The sequence below is a fragment of the Paenibacillus alkalitolerans genome (assembly GCF_016482785.1).
Taxonomy (GTDB): domain Bacteria; phylum Bacillota; class Bacilli; order Paenibacillales; family YIM-B00363; genus Paenibacillus_AE; species Paenibacillus_AE alkalitolerans.
In genome coordinates this window covers 155,688-180,270 of record NZ_JAEMXM010000010.1, presented here as the reverse complement: position 1 = coordinate 180,270, position 24,583 = coordinate 155,688, and the positions used below count along the sequence as shown (strand labels likewise).

Here is a 24,583-nt window from a genome sequence, read left to right as displayed (position 1 = left end):
ATCTGCAGCGTGTATTTCCCTGTCCCTTCTCGTGGCTGCACTATTCAATCGTTCGCCGGTAGTTGCTCTCTCAGATCGTTCCCTGCTAGCTCCCCGCAGATGGTTGTGCTCTCTGCTCGTTCCCCACTTGTGGTATCAATTTTCTTTAAGGAAGTACAGGGACTTATTTGGCGAAAACCGGGCTTGTTGGCAAAAATAGCGGAACTGCAGGCACTTATTGGCTGGATTTTAGGGTGTTTCCCCCTGAAACCGGCCAAATAAGCGACCCCAGTTCCGCTATTTTTTCGGCGGCGGCTTTTTCCGGCCAAATAAGTGCCTGCAGTTCCTTTATTTTTTCGCCCGCAAACCGACATGTTGAGCGGTCCTGTCACGAAGACGACCCCGCTTGCCTGTGCAGCGGCGGACTTAAATTTACAAGATCTTAATACCGGTTTTACACTGGCATAACCCTTGTTACTTGGCACCAAGTTACGATGACAAAAAATTGTTTCTGGAGTGTGAGCCATTGGTGAAGGTCGATTTGCACTGCCATACCGACGTATCGGACTGTTCCATGTCCTTACGAGAGATTATAGATCTGGCCAAGCTGGAAGGCGTCGGCTGTTTGGCGATAACGAACCACGACACAACGCAAGGTTTGGGACAAATGGTGGAAGCGGGTAGTAGAGAAGGACTGGAAATCATTCCCGGAATCGAGATATCCGCCTACGATTTCACCAGAAACAGGAGAGTCCATATTCTCGGCTACTTTATAGAACCGGGGCACTCCGCGCTGGAGGATATCTGCGCTCCGCTGTTGGACATGCGCCATCATGCGTCATATGTCATGGTAAACCGTCTGATCGAGGCCGGCTATAACATTACTTGGGAGCAAGTCGAGAAATATGCCGCCGGCGGTACGGGAGTGTACAAGCAGCATATTATGCACGCCTTGCTCGACAACGGCTATGCAAGCACGATTTACGGCGATTTGTACAAAGAGCTGTTCTCGCGCGGGCAGAACGGGGAGGCGCCGGGCATCGCATTCGTCCCAATGAAGTATGTTGACGCGCGATTGGCGATCCAGGCCGTTTTGCAAGCGGGCGGAATTCCGGCGCTCGCCCATCCGGGGCAATACGGCAATTTCGAAGCCGTACCGGAGTTGGTGGAGAACGGGTTGGCGGGCATTGAAGTATGGCATCCGCTGCACGGGCCACAAGACGAAGCAAGAGCCAGGGAGTACGCAGAACAATATGGGCTGATTATGACGGGCGGCAGCGATTTTCACGGGTTTTACGGCGAAGCGGACGTCGCGCTCGGCTGCAAGGATCCGGGAATCGATTGCGTGAACGCCCTGAAAGCGAAGAAAGGAGCTGCCGTTCGATGAAGCATATTCATCGTCCTCGCACGGAAGTCAAGCTTTCGGCCGAGCCGCTCATTCACGAGACGAGCATCGTAAACAACAGCCGCTTAGGAGAATGGACGTCCGTCGGCGCTTTCAACAAAATTACCGAGTCCGAAATCGGAGACTACACCTATACGATGGAGGACGTAACCGTTAATTACGCGGAAATCGGCAAGTTCGGCAATATCGCTTCCCACGTCTGCATCAACCCCGTTCAACATCCGATGGACCGGGTCACGCAGCACCATATGACCTACCGCAGGAAATCGTACGGTTTCGGCGACCGCGACGACGAAGCTTTCTTCGATTGGCGCCGTTCGAGCCGCGTCACGATCGGCCACGACGTATGGATCGGGCACGGCGCGATCATTATGAAAGGGGTCAGCGTCGGCACAGGAGCGGTTGTCGGCTCCGGAGCGGTGATGACGAAGGACGTTCCCCCGTTCACCATCGTGGCCGGCGTACCCGCCAGAACGATCCGGGCGAGATTCGAACCCGGAATCGCGGAGCAATTATTGCGGATCGCTTGGTGGGATTGGCCGCGCGACGTGCTGGAGGAACGGTTCCATGATTTGAACGACGTCCCTTCGTTTATTGCCAAATATGGCGTCTAATGATGTCCGGGGGTGATCGCAGATGCAAGACGAGGTTCAGGACATTGTCGATAAATTCATATTCGATATTCGCGCCGGAACATACGAACCGGACGATAAGCTTCCCTCCGAGAATGAGATAGCGGACTTGTTCAAGGTGCCGCGGATGACGGCGCGCAAAGCGTACGCCACCTTGCAAGAGCTGGGATATATCTACTCGAAGCAAGGCAAAGGAAGCTATGTCAAGAACAGACGGCGGCAGATCCCGCTTGTGCTCTCGGGGAACGTGAGCTTCAGCAAAAAAATGACCGAACTCGGTTATAACTATCAGTCGCGCAACATTTTCTGCGAAAAAATTCCTTATAACAAGAAAATCTATCAGGAGCTGGAAGTCGGCGAGGAGACCGGAGTATACCGCATCGGTAGATTACGGCTGGTCGATCAGCGCCCTATCGCTCTGCACACCTCGTATGTGGCGGAATGTATTTTCGGCGATATTGCCGAAGCGGGCAGACACATTACATCGATGTTCGATTATTACAAGAGCAAGGGCTATACCGAACTCGAATCCAAAACAACCGTACTAAGCGTGGCGTTCCCTTCGAAAACCGAACGCGAGCTGTTGGAATGCTCGAGCCTGATACCCTTGTTGATGCTGGAGTCCGGCTGCACGGACAAGCGAACCGGCAAAGTGCTGGAGCATACGAAAACCTTATACAGAAGCGATTACTTTACCTATGTCATTTAGACCGGCTAATGAGGAGGAACTGGGAATGCGACGGAAGAGGCGGACGGAGATTTTAATTAACGGATCCAGAGAGATCCCCGCGCGATTGGCGCAGCAAATCATCGGCCGGTACGAAGTGAAGACGATCGAACGGCCCAATAACGGTTTGGTCATGATCAAGGCGAGAGAAACGGCGAAGAAAAGCTTGTTCTACTTTGGAGAAGTGTTCGTCACGGAATGCAAAGTGCAGATCGGCGGCGCCGTCGGATTAGGCATCGTAAAAGGGCATGAGCCTGAATTGGCTTACCAGCTTGCCGTCATCGACGCGGCTTATCAGGCGGGTCTCGATGAAACGAAGCGTTGGCAGGAAGAGTTAACGGCGGAGGAGCATGCGATCGAGCAAAAGAGAAAAGCGCGGCAAAGAAAGATTATGCAAACTAAGGTGAATTTCGAAACGATGGACGACGGCGAGTAAAGGAGAGTAAGCGATGCAACTGGATATGGTTCATGATACACAGATGGCGTACAGGAAATTAGTCGACTCGATGTCCAGACCCGGCACCGTCTCCCGCCTCGGAGAGCAGGCAAACAACATCGGAATGGATACGTGCTGCTTCGGTGCGACCGTTCTTCTGGCGATGGTGCTCTTGGATACGGAAGTGACGTTCAAGATCGTCTCGCAACGGGAAGAGGAGACCGCGAGGCTGTTTAACCGGTTAACGTATGCGAGAGAAGCGGAAGCGGCACACGCCGATTACATCTTTGTGCTTCGCGACGCTAAGCCGGAACAATTGGAACAGGCGCTTCGTGCGGCCAAAACCGGCGATCTGGTCAATCCTCACATGTCGGCGACATTCATTGTGGAAGCGGAGACGATCACAAATGATGACGACTTAGTGCTGACCGGCCCGGGCATCAAAGAAGCGAACGGTCTGCTGGTGGTGAGGGACGGAAGCTGGCTGGAGCTTCGAAACGCGAAGAACGGCGAATTTCCGATGGGCATCGATATGATCTTTGTCGACCGGGACAGCCAAGCGGTATGTTTGCCGCGGACGACTCAAATTAGAAAGCGGGTGAACGAATAGTGGGTTACGTTGCCGTCAAAGGCGGAACGCTCGCCATCGAACAATCGATCCGTCGCTTGAAATACGAGAGAGTGAAAAAAGGCAAGGTGCTTGAAGTCGAGTCGATCGAGTGCGGGATGAGAGGGTTGATCGACCAGGTCATGTCGGAGAGCAGCTTATACAGTGAAACGCTTGCGGCGATCGCCGTTAAGCAAGCCGAAGGAAACCCCGAGGAAGCCGTGTTCCTGATGAGAGCTTACCGGTCCACCTTGTCCAGAAAGCATTATTCCAGAACGGTTCACTCCGGCGAAATGCGGGTCGAAAGAAGAATTTCGGCGAGCTTCAAGGATATTCCAGGGGGGCAGATATTAGGCGCAACGACCGATTTCATACACAGGCTGATCGATTTCGAGCTCATGAATGAAACGGAAGAAGAAGCGAAGCGGTGGCTCACCGCATTCGAACGGGAGGCTGTTGAATATGAGGCCGATCATACGGATCTGAACCGTTTGCCCAAAGTGTCGGATTATTTGCGCGCGGAAGGTCTGATCGCCGAGTGCGACAACGACGATCAAGAGCCGGATGACGTGACGAGAACAAGCTTGAAATTTCCCGCCAGCCGCAGCGAGAGGCTGCAAGTCCTGACCAGAGGGCAAACCGGCGCCGTCACCGCTTTCGCTTATGCCGTCATTCGCGGGTACGGGCAGCTGCATCCGACGGTCGGTGAGCTTCGCGTCGGAGACCTGCCTGTATGCATCGACGACCCGGTCGGCCCGTCCGACCCGGATGATGCTTACTATATAGGCGATGTCAAAGCGACCGAGGTCGAAATGCTCATTCCGGTAACGGTAGAGAAGGAACACGGAATGAAAGAGATCGAATTCGATATCGGATACGGCATCTGCTTCGGACAGAATGAAACCAAAGCGATTGCAATGGGCATATTGGACAACAGCTTGAGCGCGAAAAATCCCGAGTTTCCGAGCCAAAACCAGGAGTTCGTCCTTTATCATATCGATTCCGTTGAAGCGACCGGATTCGTGTCCCACCTCAAAATGCCGCATTACGTCACCTTTCAGTCGAAGCTGGATAGCGTGCGCAAGACGAGGAAGAGCACAACAGAGAAACAAGAGGTGGGGAGTCCGTGAAAATCGCGTACAACTTTGCGTTTTTTGATGAAGGGTCGAAGCGGGAAATCAGGCGGGCCACGTTGAAAGCAATCGCCATTCCGGGTTACCAGGTGCCTTTCGCTTCAAGAGAGATGCCGATCGCCCGCGGCTGGGGCACCGGCGGCTTGCAGCTGACGCTTTCTTTGATCGGTAAAAACGACGTGCTGAAAGTGATCGACCAAGGGGCCGATGAATCGGTGAACGCGGTCAATATCAAGAAGCTCGTGGCCGGAACGACAGGCGTGAAAGCCGTTGAGGATACGGCTGAAGCCACCTTGATTCAGTCGAGGCACCGTATTCCGGAGGTTCCGCTGAAGGAACATCAGATTTTGGTGCTGCAGGTCCCGCTGCCGGAACCGCTGAGATACTATGAGCCGAGCGAAGCGGTAACCAAGAGGTTGCACGCGGAGAAGGAATACAGCGGCGCATGGCTGATGCTGTTCGAACAAATTATGAAGTACGGCAATATGTCCACCGACGCCGACCATCCCGTACTGGTGCACGACAGGTATGTGATGGCGCCGAGTCCGATTCCGCGGTTCGACAATCCGAAGATGGACAGCTCCAACGCCTTGATTTTACTGGGAGCGGGTCGCGAGAAGAAGGTGTATGCCGTGCCTCCGTATACAAAGGTCGTTTCCTTGGCTTTCGACGATTATCCGTTCGAGGCGGAGCGGTTTGACGGTATGAGCTGCCGGTTGTGCGGGGCCACGGGCGTGTTCCTGGATGAATTGATCCATGAGGAGACGGGAGAGCCGTACCATCAATGCAATGACACCAGCTTTTGCTTATCCCGGTTAAACTCGGTCTCCGCTAAACGCATGGAAGAGGTGCCGCGCGAATGAATGATTTTGAAACGCCGATTTTATCGGTCAAAAACCTGAATAAGCAATACGGCGCCGGATGCGGTCATTGCCGGACGGGTGAAGAGGAACGCTTGATCAAAAATTATTGTCCGAAATGCGGCACCGTGTATGCATGCCGGAACATCTCGTTCGATCTGTTTCCGGGCGAGGTGTTCGGTATTGTCGGGGAAAGCGGGAGCGGCAAATCGACGTTGATGCAATGTTTATACTTCGATCAGGATGTGACGGGAGGAGAAGCGTATATCCGCACCTACAAGAACGGAGAAGTCAATTTGTTTGGGGAGTCCTCTCAGCAAAAGCGGCACATCCGCAATCATCAGATGGGCAAGGTTTACCAAAACCCCGTTCTCGGATTACGAATGGGCTTCTCCTCCATCGGCAATATTGCGGAAAAATTGATCGCGGCCGGAAGCAGGAAAGTCGGAGCTATGGAAGAGAGGGGGCGCGCGCTTCTGGAGCACGTGAATATTCCCGTCCGCCGGATGAAGGAACCGCCGAAGAATTTCTCCGGAGGCATGCAGCAGCGCGTTCAAATCGCGAAGGCGCTGTCGAATAACCCGCCGATTCTTCTGCTCGATGAAGTGACAACCGGACTGGACCTTTCGGTTCAAGCCAGCGTGTTGGATTTGATTAAACAACTCCAGAGACAGCTCAATATCAGCATTATTATCGTTTCGCACGATTTGGGCGTGATCCGGATGCTGGCCGACCGGACGATGGTCATGTTGGACGGCAGAGTGATCGAATACGGCCTTACGGATCAAATTCTGGAGGATCCGCAGCACCGATACACGCAGCAGCTGGTTCATTCGCTGCTATGATTGCCAGATGATCAAGGAAAGTGGGGGAGAATGTGTATCTTATAACGGGCGGACGCATCATTACGGAGGAAGCGGTATTGGACGGCTTTGATTTGTTGATCGACGGCAATCAAATTTCAAGAATCGCCAGACGGGGAGAACTGGAAATTGTCGGCGGCGTCGAGCTTATCGATGCGGAAGGCGGGTACGTCTCGCCGGGATTCATCGATCTGCATTCCGATTATATTGAGCATATGGCCGCGCCAAGGCCTACATCGCTGATGGATTTCAACCTCAGCATCAGGGAGACGGAGAAGGAATTGATCACACACGGCATTACGACCATGTATCATTCGCTCTCTTTATGGAAGGGCTCGGAATATGCTTATAAGCCGATTCGAGAGCCGGAGAACGTGAGACGGTTGATTGATATTATCGATGAGACCCACCGAAGCAAGCATCTAGTCCGCCATCGCTTCCATGCCCGGTTCGAAATCGATAACATCGAAGAAATCGCGAGCCTGAAAGCTTTTATTGCGGAGAAGAAGGTGCATCTCGTTTCCTTTATGGATCATACCCCGGGCCAGGGGCAATATCGCTGTTTGGAAGTGTTCCGCGCCACGGTCAAGGGGTATGACAATCTCAATGATGAAGAAATCGACCGCATCATCGACAGGCATCAACGGAAGGAGAAGCTGACCATTGACGCAATAAGGGAGCTCGCGCAATTCGCCCGCGAGCATGAAGTCGCGGTCGCTTCTCACGACGACGATTCCATTGAAAAATTGGAGCTTGTGCAAAGCTTCGGCGCGGTCATCAGCGAGTTTCCGATTACGTTGGAAATTGCCCGGAAAGCCAAAGAGAAGGGAATGTACACCGCAGCCGGCGCTCCGAACGTGCTCCTGGGCGGTTCCCACAGCGGCAATTTGTCGGCGGCCGAAGCTATCCGGGAGGGCAGCATTGATATATTGTGCAGCGATTATTACCCGGCCGCCATGCTGCACGCCGTCTTTGAATTGCACAGGAACCACGGCATGGATCTTTCCGAAATGTTTAAACTGGTGACGCTGAATCCTGCCAAAGCGGTCAACCTGGACCATGAAATCGGATCGATCCGGGAAGGCAAGAAGGCGGATTTGTTAATCATCGAAAAAATCGAGCCGGACTTTCCGGTGGTCACTTCGGTCTTTGTCGATGGCAGGCTCATACAAAAAACGAATTACCGAGTCGGATGACGGAAAGCGGGAAGATCAATGAAATCGATACTGACGATTGAGAACTTGTCGAAGTCGTTCACGCTTCATAACTTGAATAAACACATCAACGCCTTAGACCGCATCGATTTGGATCTGAAGGAAGGCGAATTTGTCGGTATTACCGGAAAGAGCGGCAGCGGGAAGTCTACGATATTGAAGAGCATCTACCGCACATATGCGGTCAAAGGGGGGAATATATGGTACGCATCGAAGAAATTCGGCCGGATCAATTTGGCGGAAGCATCGGAGCGGGAAATCGTTTATTTGCGCAAGCATGAAATCGGTTACGTTTCGCAATTTTTGAGTGTTATGCCGCGGACAACGGCAAGAGAGCTGGTGGAACAAGCGAGCGCGGAGATGGGGAACACCGAGGACGCCGCAAAGCGGGAAGCGGAAAAGATGCTGGAGCATTTTGAACTGGATGAGGATTTGTGGGACAGCTACCCTGCCACATTCTCGGGGGGTGAAAAGCTTCGGTTGAATATTGCCAGAGCGATGGTGAAGCGTCCGAGACTGCTTCTGCTTGACGAACCGACCGCAAGCCTCGATCACGGTTCGAAAACGAAGGTCAGAGAATTGATGGAGCAATTGATGAGGGAAGGCACGACCATGCTTGGTATCTTCCACGATCTTGAATTCATGAACAATTTATGCCACCGCGAGTATAACATGCACGACGGTCATTTTACGCAAGTAAGCGTTTGATTTAATCGCAGATTAACACTCGGTCTATAACATTCATATTGGGAGGATTGTTGAAAATGAAAAAAGCACTCACATTAATCATGGCATGCGTCTTTGTTGCGATTTTCTCAGGTTGTTCGCTGAATTCGGCCGGGAGCGGCACGATTTCCGTCGCATGGCTTCCGAACGAATCCGGCGCCGATGTAAGCGCGGCCCGCGAAGAGTTGGGCAAAATTATCGAAGAGTCGACCGGCAAGAAGGTGGAGCATAAGACGACGACGGATTACATCATTGCCGTAGAGGCCATTGCCAACGGCAATGCGGATCTGGCGTTCCTGGGTCCTCAATCTTATATTGAAGCTCATGACAAAAACGCGAAGGTACTCCCGCTTGTCGTACCGAGCGGGAAATCGGGGACATTGGACGACGCGGTGTACCACAGCTGGTTGGCGGTCAAGAAAGGAAACGGAGAGGCGTATAAGGACGGGGACAGCTTCAAGATCGACAATATTGCCGGAAAGAAATTCTCTTTCGTATCCACCAGCTCCACATCCGGGTTTAAAGTGCCCTCTTCCGGTATTGTGAACTATTTTACGAAGATGGATCAATACAAGGATTTGACTGCGGAGGAGCTGATGGAAGGCGGCAGCGGCAAGTTTTTCAGCGAGGTGCTGTTCGGCAATTCCCACCAGGGCTCCGCGGTGAACCTGATCAGCGGGAAGGCGGATGTGGCGGCATTTTGCGACAGCTGCGTCAAAAACTACGTTGAATTGGCGGAAGGCGAAGAAAACAAGCCCGGCGCCGTTTATCAGGTAAAGGCCGACGCGGAGGAGCCGTTCAATGCGTTCCCCGGCGAACAGTTCGTGCTCGTCTCCGTCACGCCGGTATTAAACTCGCCGTTCGTCGTAAATACGGAGAAAGTGGATCAGGCTACGGTGGACAAGCTTATTGAAGCTTTCACTTCCGACGAGGTTGCGAACAATCCGAAAATTTTCGTGCCGAAGGATTCGGAATTCTCGGGTTTGTTCAGCAAGAGCGGCGATGAAAAAATGCTTAAAGTGGAAGACGAATGGTTTAACCCGATTAGAGAATTGTCCAAATAACCGTTGGAACAAAACGCAAAAAACTTTGAGGGGTAAATCAATGAAAAATTTACTTGAAGTGAGACGGGTGTCGAAGCGTTACGGTCAAGAGACCACGGCTTTGTCCGATGTCAGCTTTAGCGTCAAAGAAGGCGAATTTGTTTCCATTATCGGTCCGTCGGGGGCGGGGAAATCGACCCTCCTCCGGTGCATCAACAGGATGGTCGATGCCAGCGGCGGAGAAGTCATCTATAACGATGTGAACGTTATGAAGCTGGACAAGCTGCAATTGAAGAAGGTCAGAAGAACGATCGGCATGGTTTTCCAGCACTATAATCTGGTCAACAGAATGAGCGTCATCGAGAATGTGCTTCACGGCAGACTCGGTTACAAATCTACCATTGCCGGGGTGTTGGGCCTTTACAGCGAAGAGGAAAAAAAGCAGGCGGTCAACATGTTGAACATTCTCGGTTTGCAGGAGCAAACCTATAAGCGGGCCGACCAGTTAAGCGGAGGGCAAAAGCAGCGGGTGGGCATCGCGCGGGCGCTCGTTCAAAAACCGAAAATGCTGCTTTGCGACGAGCCTATTGCCTCTCTTGATCCCAATGCGTCCAAAGTGATCATGGATTATCTCAAAACCATTTCGTCCACCATGGGGATTACCGTTCTTGTCAATCTTCACCAAGTGGACGTCGCGTTGAAATATTCCGACAGAATCATCGGCGTGAACAAGGGAAGAGTCGTTTACGACGGACCGGCCAAAGAATTGACCACGGGCATGATTCATACGATCTACGGCTCCGAAGCGGGAGAACTCATATTTGATCACGGTGGCAAAAATGCGGGGTGATTTCTTCGCGAGAAAAAGGATGAACTCCCTGATATATCTGGGAGTGTTGTCTTTAGTTACGCTTGCGGCGATCGTGATCACGGAATACAATGTTGCGAAAGGCTTTACCTCCATTCCCAAGGCAATCTTCTGGGGGGCTTCGAATTTTTATCCGAATGCGGAATCGTTGGGAAAGCTTCCCGATATTTTGGTCAAATTGCGTGAGACGGTGCTTGTTTCCGTCGCCGCCACTTCGACGGGGGCTGCCCTCGCCTTGCTGTTCGCTATATTCGGAGCAAACACAACCCGGTTTAACGCGTTTCTAGGCGGTATCAGCAGAGGGATCGCCACCGTCTTCCGAAACATCGATGTCGCCGCGTGGTCGATGATATTGCTGTTCTCTTTCGGCCAGAACGTGATGACCGGATATTTCGCGTTATTTTTCGGTTCGTTCGGATTTTTGACGAGGGCATTTATGGAAACGATCGACGAGGCGAGCGGGGGATCGGTCGAAGCGCTGAGAGCGACAGGCGCCGGATATTTCCACATCGTATTCCAATCCGTCATTCCGTCCGGCCTTCCCCAGATGGTCAGTTGGGTGCTGTTTACGATTGAAACCAACATCCGCCATGCCACGCTTGTCGGAATTTTGACAGGTTCGGGGATCGGCTTCGCCTTTAACTTATACTACAAAAATATGAACTATCATGCGGCCAGCCTCGTAGTCATATCAATCGTCATCACTATCTTATTCATCGAAGCGATTTCGAACTATGTCAGGAGGACGATATTGTAATGGCCGCCGAGACCGCAACGAGAATCAAAGTAAAATCGTTGAACAAAGCGACGATTACGATACGGGCCACGCTGCTTGTGCTGGCGGTTGCAACCGTATTCGGGTTCCTGACATTCGATTACAAAGACTTGAACTTCTTTGACGCTATCTTCAAGACGGCGCAAACTTTCAAAACCGTCTTGTTCGAGCCGCACTTTAAACATTTTACTTTTCCCGAAGCGGTATACAAGGTTTTTGTAACGATAGGACTCGCTTTTCTGACAACGTTGTTTGGAGCGGCGGTCTCCCTCTTTCTGGGTTTGTTCGCGGCCCGGAACTTGACGACGAGGGCGATTTCCAATGTCATCAGAGGCTGCGTCGCGTTTATAAGAGCGGTTCCGACGGTTTTATGGGTATTGATATTCGCCGTGTCGGCCGGGCTCGGGAGCGTTGCCGCGGTGGTCGGCATGAGCTTTCACACGATCGGATATTTGGTTAAAGCTTATTCCGAATCGTTCGAGGAGATGGACGAGGGCGTCATCGAAGCGTTAAAAGCGAGCGGCGCCAACTGGTGGCAGATCGTGTTCCAAGCGGTCATTCCCGGCACGATCACTTACCTTCTTTCTTGGACGTTTCTCAGGTTCGAAATCAACTTTGCCGTTGCGGTGGCTATGGGCGCGGCGGCGGGAGCGGGCGGAATCGGATTCGACATGTTTATGGCGAGCGTATTTTATTACGATCTAAGAGAAGTCGGTGTCATAACCTATTTTATTCTGATATTTGCGATCTTGCTGGAGATATTTGCAACCCGGTTGAAACGGAAGCTCGGGGTGAATGCGTGACAGCAGGATAGCCTCAGTTGTTTTAGAGGAACTGCAGGGTCTTATTTGGCTAAATTGGGCTCTGTCGAAGAAAATAGCGGAACTACAGGCACTTATTGGCTGGATATTAGGGAAAATGCCTCTCAATCCATCCAAATAAGTAACCTCAGTTCCGCTATTTTCATTGGGATCGTATTTTTAGGTGTTTTTAGGTCAAATAAGTGCCTGTAGTTCCTTTGAATTTGAAATATATATACGCGTTCGTCATTGGCGGTCTCTCACCTGATAGTAGTCGACATGACTTGTTACTGCGACTCCTTGTACAAAATTTGATCGATCTGCTGCATTTGCTCCTTGGTCAGCGGTCCGAACTGCAGCGCCTGCACGTTTTCCTTTACCTGCCGCATAGAGCGAAAACCGGGTATCGGTATCGTATCCTCACTTTTGGCCCAAATCCAGGCTAAAGCGCCTTGCGCAAGCGTTCTGCCGCCTGAGGTTAGGATGTCCCTAATATTCGAGAGCATGGCCGTCAGCTTGGGTGACGGCTTGCCGTCGCTATTGAAATAGGTCAGCCATCCCAGATTGTGCTTGCCGCGAATGTCCTTCGGATTGCTGACACCGGCATTCGCCGAATACTTGCCTGTCAGCAGGCCCATGGCGAGCGGTCCGCGGTTAATGCTGGCGAGGCCGTATTCTTCGCACACTTGCAGGATGGCGTCATTTTCGCGGAAAATGTTGAGATCGTGCTGAATGGCTGCGCAATAACGTCCTTTGGCGAACAGCTGGGCACTATCGGGCAGATCGGTTGACCAGCCGTACCAGCGGATTTTGCCTTCGGAAACCAAGTCCTCCAACACGGCCATGACTTCCTCCGCTTGGTCCGGCGGGTAATCGCCCAGGTGGAATTGATACAGATCGATGTAATCTGTGCCAAGTCTCCGAAGCGAAGCTTCACACGCTTGTTTGATGTAGGCAGCCGATGCATTTTTACCGAGCGCTTCCTTAGCAGCTTCATCGGTCACGTATCCGAATTTTGTAGCGATGACGACTTGGCTGCGTTTGCCTTGGACAGCCCGGCCGACTATTCGCTCACTGTGTCCGGCGCCATAATTATCAGCGGTGTCGATCAAGGTAACTCCCAAGTCGATCGCTTGATGAATGGCGCGAATCGACTCGCTGTCATCAATCTCGCCCCACCCGTATTCCTGGCCGGTTACCGCATCATGCCATGGTCCTCCGATCGCCCAGCAGCCGATACCGAGCGCTTCGGTTTCGATTCCCGATTTTCCCAGCTTCCTTTTCAACACTGCAATCACTCCTTTGTTCTTTGGTTGATTTTGATTATAATGAATGCAATTGGTATAATTTAGGTCCAATATCCATGAGTTTTGAGGAACCAATTTAGGGGCGGATTATAAATGTTCGGGTTTAGGCAGGGCGAACATCAGGGTTCGGTGATGATGCAGTTGTGCACGCATTTGCGCGCTATGATTGAGAGCGGGGACTTGCAGGCGGGGTTCAAGCTTCCTCCCACGCGGACGGCGGCGCAGGAATTGGGTATCGCACGCAGTATTATCATTGAGGTGTATGAGCAACTGATAGCCGAGGGGTACCTGGATAGCCGCGTCGGCTCGGGTACATTTGTTGCGGGCGGGATTCAAGTGCGTTTCAGGCGGCTGGCGGAGCCGGGTGCATGGCAAATTCCGGCCGAGTCTGCACGTATCGCCGCAAATAACGGCGTTATCGACTTCCGTGGCGGAGCGCCAGATCCGCGCTTGTTTCCGAGACGGCTTTGGGGCAAGTATTTGCGGGAGACGGCGGACCGCACGGGGGAAGAGCTGCTCGATTACGGCGACATTCGCGGCGATTCGGCGCTGCGCAGCGCACTTGCCAGCTATTTGTTTCGCGTAAAAGGCATTCGCTGCCATCCCGAGCAGGTCGTGATTGTTTCCGGTTCGTCGGAAGGCTTTTTGCTTATCGCTACCGCCTGCTCGCAGATGGTTCGGACCGTCTATGTGGAAGAACCGACGATCGATATCGTTCCGGCGATTTTTCGGCGGATTGGCTATACGCTTAGTCCGGTGGACGTCGATGAGAAAGGGATGGACATTGATCGGATCGGCCCGGAAGAGCCGGGTGGTTTGCTGGTACTGACTCCTTCCCACCAATACCCGACCGGCAGTGTTCTTCCTATTCAGCGCCGACAGCAGGTGGTGAGGCTGGCGGAAGCTGCGGGACATTACATTATTGAGGATGACTACGACAGCGAGTTCCGGCACAGCGGTGTGCCGATTCCACCACTGCAGACGTTAGCGCCGTCCCGCGTCATCTATTCGGGTACTTTCAGCAAGACACTCTCTCCGTCGTTGCGCTTAGGATTTCTCGTGTTGCCTCCCCAGCTTGCGGATACGGTCATCCGTACGAAAGCGGATCTTAATCTGTTTGCCCCGACGATTGCCCAGCATGCGCTTGCCAAATTTATCAAGGACGGTCATTTCGACCGCCATGTACAGAGGATGAAACAGGTTTACAAAAGGAGGCGCGGCGTGCTTGCGGAGGCGCTGAAGCGCCATTTTGGCGACGGGGTGGATATTCGAGGGGATGAAGCAGGCATGCACCTGCAAGCGAGCTTCGAAGAGGGACGCTGCGCGCGCTTGAAATGGGAGGAGGCGGAAGCGTTCGGCGTACGGCTGAATTCGCTGGAGGATTACGCGCTCGGGAAAGGTCGCCATCACCATCAGGTTGTGCTGGGCTACGGCAAACTGGATGATAAGGAAATCGCGGAGGGGGTAGCGCGGCTGCGGCGATTTATAATTGGTTGCTGATCCCGCAGTTCAGCGGTATTATTCGACGGCTGGCGAACCCGGGTTCGTCTGCTCGTAGGAAACGAATGAATCTCATTCTTCGATTCAGCATCAATGAAAGAGCATGGCGTCTGAATCTACCGCTAAGCATGCCTGCGTTAAATTCGTTTCATAAGCGATTTATAGGCATATATCGATATGCACCTTGGTTTTACCGCCGGAAGTTTTGATTGTAAGAGCTCAAAGTCATTCGTAACTCAGATTAAACAATACGTGCTAGCCGCTCATTCGCTCTTGAAATAAGCATTGGAAACTGCAGTTCTTTAGCGAGCAGGAGCGCTCTATCGTAACTTAAGATTGAGATCAATAGTACATCGAAATGGATCAGGGTCAACTACACCAAGCTACCGATATGTCGACAGCCTGTTCAGCTAACGGGCAGTTTACGTTAATTACGAGTGGGTTTTCGAGTATTATGCAGGTTGCTAATATACACGATTGACATCTGAATTCTAACTGGCTACAATAACAATAATTAGGAAATGATATAAATGAAATCAATGAATGAACAAAATATGCTACATTTCGTTCAGAGAGGGATGTTTTGGTGTGAAATCCTACGAAACTTAGTATGTTGCCGGTTCAGGAGTGCGGTTAATGCCCGCCGGTTTGACTCGTTATAGTCAATTGAGCTGATTGTATCGCTAAATGCGAAGACAATAACTTGGGTGGTACCGCGATTAATTCGTCCCAATCTTGGGGCGTTTTTTTGTTGTCTAAAATAGAGTAAAAGGAGAAATATCAATGAAACTGTATACATCTGAAGAGATTAGAGCGAAGTATATTCAGTTTTTTCAAGAAAAAGGTCATGCCGTCATTTCTAGCGCTTCCGTTATACCCGATAACGATCCCACCGTATTGTTTACGACAGCGGGCATGCACCCGCTGGTGCCCTATTTACTTGGAGAGAAGCATCCATCTGGAACGAGGTTAACCAATGTTCAGAAGTGTATACGTACTGTGGATATAGATGAAGTCGGTGATGATACCCATTGCACCTTTTTTGAGATGATGGGCAACTGGTCACTTGGCGATTATTTCAAACATGAATCCATATCGTGGAGTTGGGAGTTCGTCACTTCGCCGAACTGGCTCGATATACCCAAGCATAAAATTGCGGTTACTGTATTCGAAGGAGATGATGATGCTCCCCGTGATCAGGAGTCGTACGAGATATGGTGTGCATTAGGTCAATGTGAGGAAGAGATCTTCTTCTTGCCTAAAGCCGATAATTGGTGGGGGCCAGCAGGTCAAACAGGTCCTTGCGGTCCCGATACGGAAATCTTCATTATCTCGGATAAAGAACGTTGCGGTCCTACATGTTCGCCAGCATGTGGATGTGGGCGCTATGTTGAATTCTGGAATATTGTATTTATGAAATATAACAAAACGGCGGAGGGAAAGTTTGAACCGCTTGATCAAAAAAACGTCGATACGGGAATGGGCTTAGAGAGAGTGCTAGTCGCTTTGAATGGAGGAACAGTCTATGATAGCGACCTGTTTACTACGATATTCTCACGAATTGAAGAACTGTCGGAGACGGCATACGAAAATCAACCCAAAGCGTATCGAGTTGTTGCGGATCATACCCGCACGGCAGTATTTATCCTTGGTGATAATTACGGCATTACTCCGTCTAATGTCGACCAAGGCTATGTGCTGCGAAGATTGATTCGCCGAGCTGTTAGATTCGCAATGCAATTGAGTATTCAAGAAGGCGGTCTAGCGGATATCGCTAGCGCTGTGATTGACAAGTACGAGCTAATATACCCAGAGCTGCAAAGCAATCGCGATAAAATTATTAGGGAACTCCAGGCGGAAGAAGCTCGTTTTCAAAAAACGCTCGCGCAGGGACTTCGTGAATTCGATAAGCTTTCGATTTCATTAGTAAATGGTCAAATAGACGGTGCAGCTGCATTCAAACTTTATGATACGTATGGGTTTCCCATCGAATTGACCATGGAACTGGCAACAGAGCGTTCCATCGCCATCGATCTGGAAGGATATCTAGAGAAATTTCAGAAGCATAGAGAGTTATCTCAAGCCGGAGCAGCCCAAAAGTTTAAAGGCGGTTTAGCAGATAATTCTGCACAGACGGCAAATCTGCATACGGCAACTCATCTTCTGCATGCTGCACTACGAAAGGTTCTCGGAGATGAGGTGGCGCAAAAGGGCAGCAATATAACGGCTGAGAGACTGCGCTTTGATTTTTCGTTCCATCGTAAAATGACTGAAGAAGAGATCGTGGCAACCGAGCGGCTGGTCAATGAAGCGATTGCCGAAGGCGTCGGGATTACGTTCGAAGAGATGACGCTTGAAGATGCACGTAGAACAGGGGCTATTGGTCTATTCGAGAGCAAGTATGGCCAGATGGTAAAAGTATATACGATGGGCAAATTCTCCAAAGAGATATGCGGCGGTCCTCACGCGGTGAATACGGCTGACCTTGGTACTTTTAAAATTGTTAAGGAAGAGAGCTCGTCTTCTAGCGTAAGGAGGATAAAGGCAGTACTTGAAAGCACTGATGCTTTACGCTAACGGAAGACGATAGTGCAATAAGTATAGTAACCAAGAAAGGGGCTGCCGTGGTCAACTCCTTTCCCATTTTTCGCCGTTATGACCGTTAAGGTGAACCGTATCTTAAGTAACGGCGAAAATGTTTGGTGGAACAAGTTTTGCAAGACCAAAAGCTTGAAGTTAATGATATTGTAAAAGTTTTTGTTGGTAAATGTATGCACATTTCTCGTTTTATACTTGCAATTTAAAAGTACATACTTTATACTCGATCTATCAACAATAACGGAGCCGGCGTTATGACGTTGAAGAAGATCGGATCTCTAAGGTTACATATCAATTCAAACTGATGCTCCGACACGAGGATTTATTAGAAAAGGATATTCGCAAAGATGAAGACAAGTTAGAAGGAAACTCAAATTGAAAGGAAGTTTGCAAATGAACGGAACTCATTTCAGCGTTGTGGAAGCAGGTCCTTTTAACAGTCTTTTGACTATGTCGAAGGACCCCGTCCCAGGAAAGTACTTTCTGAAGGACAGACTTGGACTAACCGGCATGGAAGTTTCACTGAACCAACTGCCGGAGGGAGGCTCTATCCCGTTTTATCACACTCATGGCGAGAATGAGGAACTATACCTATTCATAGGCGGTCGAGGTCAGTTTCAGGTGGATGGACAGATTTTTGATGTCAAGGAAGGAATGGCTATTCGTGTTTCACCTGAAGGCGAACGCACGCTTCGCAATAACGGTACTGGAGATTTGTATTTCATCGTAATTCAAGTCCAAGCGGGCAGTCTCCGTCAATGGGTGGAGACGGATGGCGTCATACTCGATAAACCAGTGGCCTGGCAGGAATAGGATCAATTACTACACTCAAATTGCAATATGCAAGCACAGAAAGTATAATTTTGCTTATGAAAAAGCGAACATTTTCCGTCTGTCCCATTGTATATTCGCTCGACATATGGGGCGATCCCTGGAGCCTCGTTATTCTTCGTGACGTCCTTATCCAGAACAAGCGGTATTACCGCGAATTCCTGGCTTCACGGGAGCGCATCGCATCCAATATTTTGAGCGCACGGCTCCAATCACTTGTTGAAGCAGGCTTGCTCGTCAGAATTGAAGGCGAGTCAAATCGGGCACAAACGATGTATCGGCCAACACAAAAAGCACTTGAGCTGATTCCGGTCCTATTTGCCATTATGCATTGGGGCCCAACCCCAATACCGATATGAGTATTCCGATTATGCAAGAACTAAAAACAAACGGAAAAGAGCTGGAGAAACATCTTCTGCGGAATTTCGACGATGTTCGTTCATAGTATGATCAAGTCCATCTATATAACAAAAGGAGCTGCCGCGGCAAGCTCCTTCGCTATTTTTCGCCGTTATGACCGTTAAGGTGAGCCTTATCACAAGTAACGGGTGTGGGATATGCCGGAGGAGCGACTTTTTGCGGACGTGTTGTAACCTTAAACCTCTATTCAAAGAACACGTCTGCAATGGAGCCCGGAGGTATATCCCACACCATACTAACTCTCTTGCGGGCACTATCCTTCTGGCTCAGAAGAATGGCTAAGATGCAAAGGCGGCGGCGTGGAATGAAACCAGGTTCGCTTTATGAGCCACGGGGAGAATGTGCGCAAGAGGAGGATACGAACGTTATGTCCGGGAGAGCACCACAACGGAGGATAAGCCAATCTGAAACTAAGGGAGAGTGCACGTACGGTAATCAGCGTAATCGTTCCTTAAGTCTTTGCTGCATGAGCATATTGTAGAACATGAGACAGAGCTTTCTATTACGAACAATAGATCACTATATGTTCGGAAAAGTGTTGCGTTATCCAACATTTATCCAGCCTCCTAGATTATACTAAGAGCAGACGGCAAGCTCGGAGGTGGAGGCAATGAGTAATGATTACCCGAATGGAAGCGTCTTGCTTTATCCCGACGGTCAATCCGTCACATGTTTGGAGCGGAGCAAGGACAACGACGGAGAATATTTATTGGTGGAGCACAAAATAATCCGAAATGGCGCCATCAACGGACCGCATTGGCATCCGGTTCTAACGGAAACATTCACAATAAAGCAAGGAAAAATGCGGTTTAAGGTGAACGGAGAAGAAACCGTGCTCGGACCGGGAGAGAAATTGACGATTTTTCCGGGTCAGGTGCATCAATTTTGGAATGAGAGCGACACTACGCTGGTTGCGCTTCATGAAATACGGCCCCCGGGTCTCCATTGGCAGATGTTTGCTCTTATCCATAAGTTGGAATGCGAAGGGAAGTTGAACGGCAAAGGTATTCCGCGCAATCCGCTATGGCTAGGATTAGCCTGGGAAGCGATGGAAGGGTATATGGCCGGGCCACCCAAAATTGCGCAAGATTTAGTGTTGGGAGGGTTGGCCCGATTGGCGAAAGGTTTCGGCTATAAAGTCTTTGTTCAAAAGTAGGCGGCGGATCTGAACGCTACGGCTTGATGAGGGTGAACACCCGGGCGACGTGGATAGACTTGCCATCATTCGTCCTTAAAATTTAGCGGAACTAACTTTAATTCCCTTGTTTTTCATGCTCCAGCAGCCAATGTTTGCGCGTCAGGCCGCCGCCGTATCCGCCTAAACCGCCGTCCGAATTAATAACGCGGTGACAAGGAATGACGATGGCGAGCTGATTTGCCCCGTTGGCTTGCGCCACAGCGCGAAATGCCGTCGGTTTTCCGAGAGAAACGGCAATGTCCAGATAGGAGCGGGTTTCTCCCGGCGGTATTTTCAATAATTGCTCCCAGACGCTTTTTTGAAAATCTGATCCTAATAGAAAGAGCGGGGTTTTGAATTTGGTCAGCGTACCTTCAAAGTATTGAACCAATTCTCTTTCAATCGATTGAATCGGCTCCGTCATTCCTGGGATAATCGCCGATCTTGTCCGTTTTCTGAGCCTTTCGACTTCACGCTCCAAACCACGGCGGTCAACAAATTCCAAAAGATAAAGCGCTTGTTCATCCGCAATGGCAATCATCGGGCCGAGACGCGTATCGATCCAAGCTGCGTTCAGAATCTTCCTATTATTAAGAAAAGCAGGAGCCGCTCCCATGATTCGTGAGAATGCGTCTCTGAAACCGCTTCCGGATTCATAGCCGGTCGACAGTTGACTGTCAATGACCGATTGGCCGGACCTGATGTTCTTCAAGGCAAGCCCCATGCGGCGCGCGCGGGCGTATTCGACGAATGTCATGCCGAACCGCTTCTTGAACTGCCGTCGCGCCGTCGATTCGTCAACCGAGAGATTTTTAAAATCTTGCCCTTTCCATCGTTTTTCCGGATTATTCTCAACAGCTTCGACAAGTACGCGAACAATATCCGAGACATGGTTCGGATGCGATAACGGACGGCATCGTTGGCATGGCCGGTAAGAGGCGAGAAGAGCCTGCTGAGCGGACTCGAAAAATTCGCAGTTTTCAAACTTCGGCTTTCGTGCCGGACAAGTCGGGCGGCAAAATACGCCGGTTGTCTTGACGCCCACATAGAACAATCCTTCGTATTCGGTGTTTTTTTCTAATAATGCTTTGTAATATTCTTCATTACGATTAGAAATTATCATTTGTACACTTCCAAACCTTGATTGATACTCTTATTATAGAACCTTATCGCAAATAGCGCCGCCGAAAATCAGGCATTGATTTTTTTGCGGGGGCGATACTGCAAGTCAATAAAAGAACGTGGGTGAGAGCAGTGGGTGTTCCCGACATTCATCAAAACTTTAATCTTTTCTTCGATAGCTTTCACATGAGCAGGCAGACGGATAACCGGACGGAAAAGTTAAAGTTTCATTCAAAGATGGGGGAGGGCTCCGTTCACCGGCTAGCGCCCCGTTCAGATATAGTAGTGGCTATCGCAGATTTCAAGCTGCATCACAATCGTATAGTGAACCTTCGTACAGAGGCGGCTATGGTCGAGCTGAGCTACTGCTTGGAAGGCACTAGAGAAATGCACGTCTCCGGTGAGCGGTACAAGGTAGCCCCCGGCAGCTACACACTTCAATTTGTCAACCCGGCGGAGGCCGGACTGCAGTTTAGCAGAAATCAATCTTTCCAAATGCTAAGCATCGGTATCCCCGTTTCAACCTTCCATCACTTTATGGAGGAGGCGGGCGGCGCGCGTTCGGCCGACTTTAACCGGATCATCGGGGGAAAGCCGTATCGCATGTTTCAAGAAAGCATCGATCCGGCGGCTTCCATTCTCATTAAGCAGCTGATGGAATCGTCCGGAGGGCAAGGCTTGCGAAACCTTGAGGCGGAGTGCAGAATACTAGAACTGCTGTCTTTGGCGTTCCGCTCTTTCTTAATGGACGGCGGACCGGCAACGACGAAGCTGTCCAAGACCGATATGGAGAAAATCCGGCAAGCGAGGGAGATTATTCTCGAACGGATGACGGAGCCTCCCACACTGTTGGAATTGTCCCGGTTGATTGGCTTGAATGATTATAAACTGAAAATCGGCTTCAAAGAAATGTACGGCCAAACGGTGTTCGGTTACCTCAGGGATCGGCGTCTGGAGAGAGCGTACCGCCTGCTGCAAAATGGAGGCGCCAGTGTGATCGAGGTGTCTTATGAGGTTGGGTATTCGAATCCCAGCTACTTTGCGGAAGCTTTTCGGGAAAAGTACGGCGTCAACCCCGGCGCATTCGTTCGGCGTTCGTAAAGCCCGGTTCATTAACCGCTCTTAGGAGCGGTTTTTTTTGTGCGGATAGTGCGGATCTTCCGGCTAACCGCCATCGGGCTCCGTCAACTGGTAGAGATGTGGTTAGGGGCGTGTTACGATTTTCGCATATCAGGGAAGGGAGAGATATGCAGTGGAAAGTACGCAATATACGAAGCTGAAAGATCAGCTGGAAGCTGTGGCGAAGCATGGGGTGGAGGTTCTGCCTAAGGAGGTTATAGAGGCATTCGAAAGATCGATCCGGGAGCTGCGTGAATCAGGCATGGCCAAAGGTTTGGCGGTTGGGACAGAGGCGCCTGACTTCACCTTGCGGAATCAGACAGGCAACGGGGTCACCTTATCTGAAGAAATCGCGAAGGGCCCGGTTATTCTTACCTTTTACCGCGGAGAGTGGTGCCCGTTCTGCAACCTGGAGTTAAAAGCGTATCAACGAAACTTGGGCAGCATTCATGAGGCCGGAGCTCAATTGTTGGCGGTAAGTCCCTTAACTCCGGACCACACGTTAACGGTACAGGAGAAGAACGAATTGAGCTTTCACGTGTTAAGCGATTTGGGTAATCAAGTCGCGCAGAAGTATCTGCTTAAATTTAAGCTGCCGGACTATTTGCACGAAATCTACCGTTCGCTCGGCTTTGGCTTAGACGGATTTAACGGCGACGATTCCTGGGAGCTTCCGGTGCCTGCAACGTATTTAATTGACAAGCAGGGGATCATTCGTTTAGCGAGCGTGGACCCGGATTATAAAACAAGGATGGAGCCTGGTGAAGTGTTGAACGTTCTCCGCTCCTTATAACTGAGTTAGTAATATCGGCTTATTAGAAAAAGGGCTATCCCTTGGTCATTAATTATGACTTTAGGGACAGCCCATTTTCAAATCGGACTTGCTTACAATATCGGCATTCCGTGGCGGTGGAGCGCGGCGGCTTCGAGCGAAGACATGCCTTTGCTTTCGGCGAAGGCTGCCAGCTTGTCCGAAATTACCGGAGCGAGGTGCGCCGGAGGAGCGGCGTGGCCCATCAATCTTTGGCGTCCGGAATTGCTGCGTGCGAACGGACCCCAGATGGCAAAGGTGATTCCGGGACGTTGAATATTTACAAAGAACGTGTGGCCGTCCGGAGAGAAGACGGGACCCGCCAGCTCGGCTCCGTTCAGCGTATTTTCCGCGAAAACGTACGTTTGTCCTTCAGGAGTGACGCCGATCACTCTGTCCGAGCCGCCGCCGTCTTCGGCAATCCATAAATCGCCCCACGGCGTGATGCAGATGTTGTCGGGCGCTTCCAAATCGTTTTTCTCGGAAGATTCATAGAATAACTCCAACGTGTTGGTTGCCGGGAAATAGCGGTATAACCGGCCTAAACGTTCCTCTCCGGCGCTCGTGTCGTCGAACCAGAATACGCCTCCCGAAAACCATGCGCCTTCCAAGCGGCTGAACACGATGCAACCTTTTTCTGCGGCCTCGAGGCTCGGTTTTTCCGGATTCACGTCTTTCCAAACGATCCCGAATGTTTGCCCCGTGGCGAACGATCCGGCTAACGCGGCAGGCATCTCCTCGATCGCCGCGGCTTGCAGCTTGCCGCCGTTGTGAAGCGCTCCCGGCTTTTGGCTCCGGTCGTTAGGAATGAAACGATACAAGAAGCTGGGGCTGGCGTCTTCCGTCAAATACACAATGCCCGTGCTCGGATCGATCGCCGTCGCCTCATGCGAGAAAGCGCCCATTTCCCGAATTGGAGTTTTGGACAACTCGTTTTCGGGATTCAAAGGATCGACCTCGAACACATAGCCATGGCCCATTTCGCGCGTTTCCTCGCATGTGAGCCACGTTCCCCAAGGAGTTGCTCCTCCGGCGCAGTTGCGGATTGTCCCCGCGGAGGTTACGTACTCGTCCATCACTTTACGGTCCGGACCGACCACAAGTGCAGTCGTGCCGCCGGTTCTTAATTTGTCGTACGGATTTTTTCCTTCAACTGGATTATCCGTATTTCCGCTCTGCTCGTGATTGCGCACAATGATAGTAGAATTATGCCGCCCAGCAAACGCGGCCATGCCGTCAAACATTCCCGGTATCACTCGTCCGTCCGAAAGCTTGCCGCCCTCTTCCGAAATAATACGGTACTGGAAGCCTTCGGGTAGATTCAGGATGCCGCCCGGGTCCTTCACCAAAGGTCCGAATCCGCCGCCGAATCCGGCTAAGCCGGCCCGAGGATTGTCGAGAGCCGCAAGAGCGCTCTTGCCTCCTCCCAACGAGAACGCGCCTGTTGCGCCCAACGCCAAAGCTACCGTACTCATTCCGCTTGTTTTTAAGAAGTTCCGTCGGCTTAATCGCTTGTCCAACTTAGTATACCTCCCTATCAATTTTGGAGATGAGTTTCTATGATGAAGTTCTATTTAAAAGCATAACAAATCAGTTTTAAGGAATTGTTGAGATAGTTTAAATGTTTAGT

24 protein-coding genes are annotated in these 24,583 nt (G+C 50.9%); 21 read left to right on the top strand and 3 right to left on the bottom strand.

Annotation, left to right across the window (positions count from 1 at the left end):
* The first annotated feature begins 508 nt into the window (after positions 1-508).
* The 14 genes from JET16_RS16915 to JET16_RS16850 are packed head-to-tail and all read left to right on the top strand — an operon-like array spanning position 509 to position 12,071.
* A complete protein-coding gene (locus tag JET16_RS16915; RefSeq protein ID WP_199617726.1) occupies positions 509-1,366 on the top strand; it encodes a PHP domain-containing protein in 858 nt (285 codons plus the stop codon).
* The gene (locus JET16_RS16910; protein WP_199617699.1) at positions 1,363-1,998 is read left to right on the top strand and encodes a DapH/DapD/GlmU-related protein; all 636 of its coding nucleotides are present in this window, start codon (positions 1,363-1,365) and stop codon (positions 1,996-1,998) included. The genes JET16_RS16915 and JET16_RS16910 overlap by 4 nt, the downstream gene beginning before the upstream one ends.
* A gap of 22 nt (positions 1,999-2,020) precedes the next feature.
* Positions 2,021-2,725, top strand: a complete 705-nt coding sequence (locus tag JET16_RS16905) for a GntR family transcriptional regulator (RefSeq protein ID WP_199617697.1) — start codon at positions 2,021-2,023, stop codon at positions 2,723-2,725.
* Positions 2,726-2,750: 25 nt separating this feature from the next.
* Complete coding sequence (gene phnG, locus JET16_RS16900) at positions 2,751-3,179, top strand: phosphonate C-P lyase system protein PhnG (protein WP_199617695.1); 429 nt, start codon at positions 2,751-2,753, stop codon at positions 3,177-3,179.
* A 13-nt stretch (positions 3,180-3,192) separates the two neighbouring features.
* Positions 3,193-3,789, top strand: a complete 597-nt coding sequence (gene phnH, locus JET16_RS16895; RefSeq protein ID WP_199617694.1) for a phosphonate C-P lyase system protein PhnH — start codon at positions 3,193-3,195, stop codon at positions 3,787-3,789.
* Entirely contained in the window at positions 3,789-4,916 is a 1,128-nt protein-coding gene (locus tag JET16_RS16890) for a carbon-phosphorus lyase complex subunit PhnI (RefSeq protein WP_199617693.1), read from the top strand. Before phnH ends, JET16_RS16890 begins: the two co-directional genes overlap by 1 nt.
* Complete coding sequence (locus tag JET16_RS16885; RefSeq protein WP_199617692.1) at positions 4,913-5,782, top strand: alpha-D-ribose 1-methylphosphonate 5-phosphate C-P-lyase PhnJ; 870 nt, start codon at positions 4,913-4,915, stop codon at positions 5,780-5,782. The genes JET16_RS16890 and JET16_RS16885 overlap by 4 nt, the downstream gene beginning before the upstream one ends.
* Positions 5,779-6,624, top strand: coding sequence for an ATP-binding cassette domain-containing protein (locus tag JET16_RS16880; protein ID WP_199617691.1), 846 nt, complete (start codon positions 5,779-5,781; stop codon positions 6,622-6,624). The genes JET16_RS16885 and JET16_RS16880 overlap by 4 nt, the downstream gene beginning before the upstream one ends.
* Positions 6,625-6,656: 32 nt before the next feature.
* On the top strand, positions 6,657-7,838 hold the full coding sequence (gene phnM / locus JET16_RS16875; RefSeq protein ID WP_199617690.1) for a phosphonate metabolism protein PhnM: 1,182 nt from the start codon (positions 6,657-6,659) through the stop codon (positions 7,836-7,838).
* 18 nt (positions 7,839-7,856) lie between these two features.
* A complete protein-coding gene (gene phnL, locus JET16_RS16870) occupies positions 7,857-8,564 on the top strand; it encodes a phosphonate C-P lyase system protein PhnL (protein WP_199617689.1) in 708 nt (235 codons plus the stop codon).
* A 56-nt stretch (positions 8,565-8,620) separates the two neighbouring features.
* Positions 8,621-9,646 carry a phosphate/phosphite/phosphonate ABC transporter substrate-binding protein gene (locus tag JET16_RS16865; RefSeq protein ID WP_199617687.1) on the top strand — a complete coding sequence of 342 codons (1,026 nt, stop codon included), beginning with the start codon at positions 8,621-8,623 and terminating at the stop codon, positions 9,644-9,646.
* 40 nt (positions 9,647-9,686) lie between these two features.
* Positions 9,687-10,475 (top strand): phosphonate ABC transporter ATP-binding protein, encoded by a 789-nt coding sequence (phnC, locus tag JET16_RS16860; RefSeq protein ID WP_199617685.1) that lies wholly within the window; start codon positions 9,687-9,689, stop codon positions 10,473-10,475.
* The gene (locus JET16_RS16855) at positions 10,465-11,250 is read left to right on the top strand and encodes a PhnE/PtxC family ABC transporter permease (RefSeq protein WP_199617724.1); all 786 of its coding nucleotides are present in this window, start codon (positions 10,465-10,467) and stop codon (positions 11,248-11,250) included. Before phnC ends, JET16_RS16855 begins: the two co-directional genes overlap by 11 nt.
* Complete coding sequence (locus JET16_RS16850; protein ID WP_199617683.1) at positions 11,250-12,071, top strand: PhnE/PtxC family ABC transporter permease; 822 nt, start codon at positions 11,250-11,252, stop codon at positions 12,069-12,071. Before JET16_RS16855 ends, JET16_RS16850 begins: the two co-directional genes overlap by 1 nt.
* A 284-nt stretch (positions 12,072-12,355) precedes the next feature.
* On the opposite strand, the gene JET16_RS16845 is transcribed toward JET16_RS16850, so the two are convergent.
* Positions 12,356-13,357: an aldo/keto reductase gene (locus JET16_RS16845; protein WP_199617681.1), complete on the bottom strand. Its 1,002-nt coding sequence runs from the start codon at positions 13,355-13,357 to the stop codon at positions 12,356-12,358.
* A gap of 111 nt (positions 13,358-13,468) precedes the next feature.
* Between JET16_RS16845 and pdxR the strand changes: the two genes are divergently transcribed.
* From pdxR to JET16_RS16820, 5 genes are all read left to right on the top strand, one after another.
* The gene (gene pdxR / locus JET16_RS16840) at positions 13,469-14,875 is read left to right on the top strand and encodes a MocR-like pyridoxine biosynthesis transcription factor PdxR (RefSeq protein ID WP_199617679.1); all 1,407 of its coding nucleotides are present in this window, start codon (positions 13,469-13,471) and stop codon (positions 14,873-14,875) included.
* Positions 14,876-15,658: 783 nt separating this feature from the next.
* Complete coding sequence (locus JET16_RS16835; RefSeq protein ID WP_199617677.1) at positions 15,659-17,452, top strand: alanine--tRNA ligase; 1,794 nt, start codon at positions 15,659-15,661, stop codon at positions 17,450-17,452.
* Between the two features lie 396 nt (positions 17,453-17,848).
* Entirely contained in the window at positions 17,849-18,286 is a 438-nt protein-coding gene (locus JET16_RS16830) for a cupin domain-containing protein (RefSeq protein ID WP_407673158.1), read from the top strand.
* Positions 18,287-18,342: 56 nt separating this feature from the next.
* On the top strand, positions 18,343-18,663 hold the full coding sequence (locus JET16_RS31150; protein ID WP_199617676.1) for a winged helix-turn-helix transcriptional regulator: 321 nt from the start codon (positions 18,343-18,345) through the stop codon (positions 18,661-18,663).
* Between the two features lie 671 nt (positions 18,664-19,334).
* Positions 19,335-19,880, top strand: a complete 546-nt coding sequence (locus JET16_RS16820) for a cupin domain-containing protein (RefSeq protein WP_199617675.1) — start codon at positions 19,335-19,337, stop codon at positions 19,878-19,880.
* A 97-nt stretch (positions 19,881-19,977) separates the two neighbouring features.
* Here the strand turns inward: JET16_RS16820 and JET16_RS16815 are convergent, their stop codons facing one another.
* Positions 19,978-21,024: a bifunctional transcriptional activator/DNA repair enzyme AdaA gene (locus JET16_RS16815; protein WP_199617674.1), complete on the bottom strand. Its 1,047-nt coding sequence runs from the start codon at positions 21,022-21,024 to the stop codon at positions 19,978-19,980.
* 122 nt (positions 21,025-21,146) lie between these two features.
* On the opposite strand from JET16_RS16815, the gene JET16_RS16810 reads away from it, so the two are divergent.
* Entirely contained in the window at positions 21,147-22,124 is a 978-nt protein-coding gene (locus JET16_RS16810; protein WP_325176710.1) for an AraC family transcriptional regulator, read from the top strand.
* Positions 22,125-22,275: 151 nt separating this feature from the next.
* Positions 22,276-22,935, top strand: coding sequence for a peroxiredoxin-like family protein (locus JET16_RS16805; protein ID WP_199617673.1), 660 nt, complete (start codon positions 22,276-22,278; stop codon positions 22,933-22,935).
* A 92-nt stretch (positions 22,936-23,027) separates the two neighbouring features.
* On the opposite strand, the gene JET16_RS16800 is transcribed toward JET16_RS16805, so the two are convergent.
* Positions 23,028-24,473, bottom strand: a complete 1,446-nt coding sequence (locus JET16_RS16800) for an alkaline phosphatase PhoX (RefSeq protein WP_199617672.1) — start codon at positions 24,471-24,473, stop codon at positions 23,028-23,030.
* Positions 24,474-24,583: the final 110 nt, after the last annotated feature.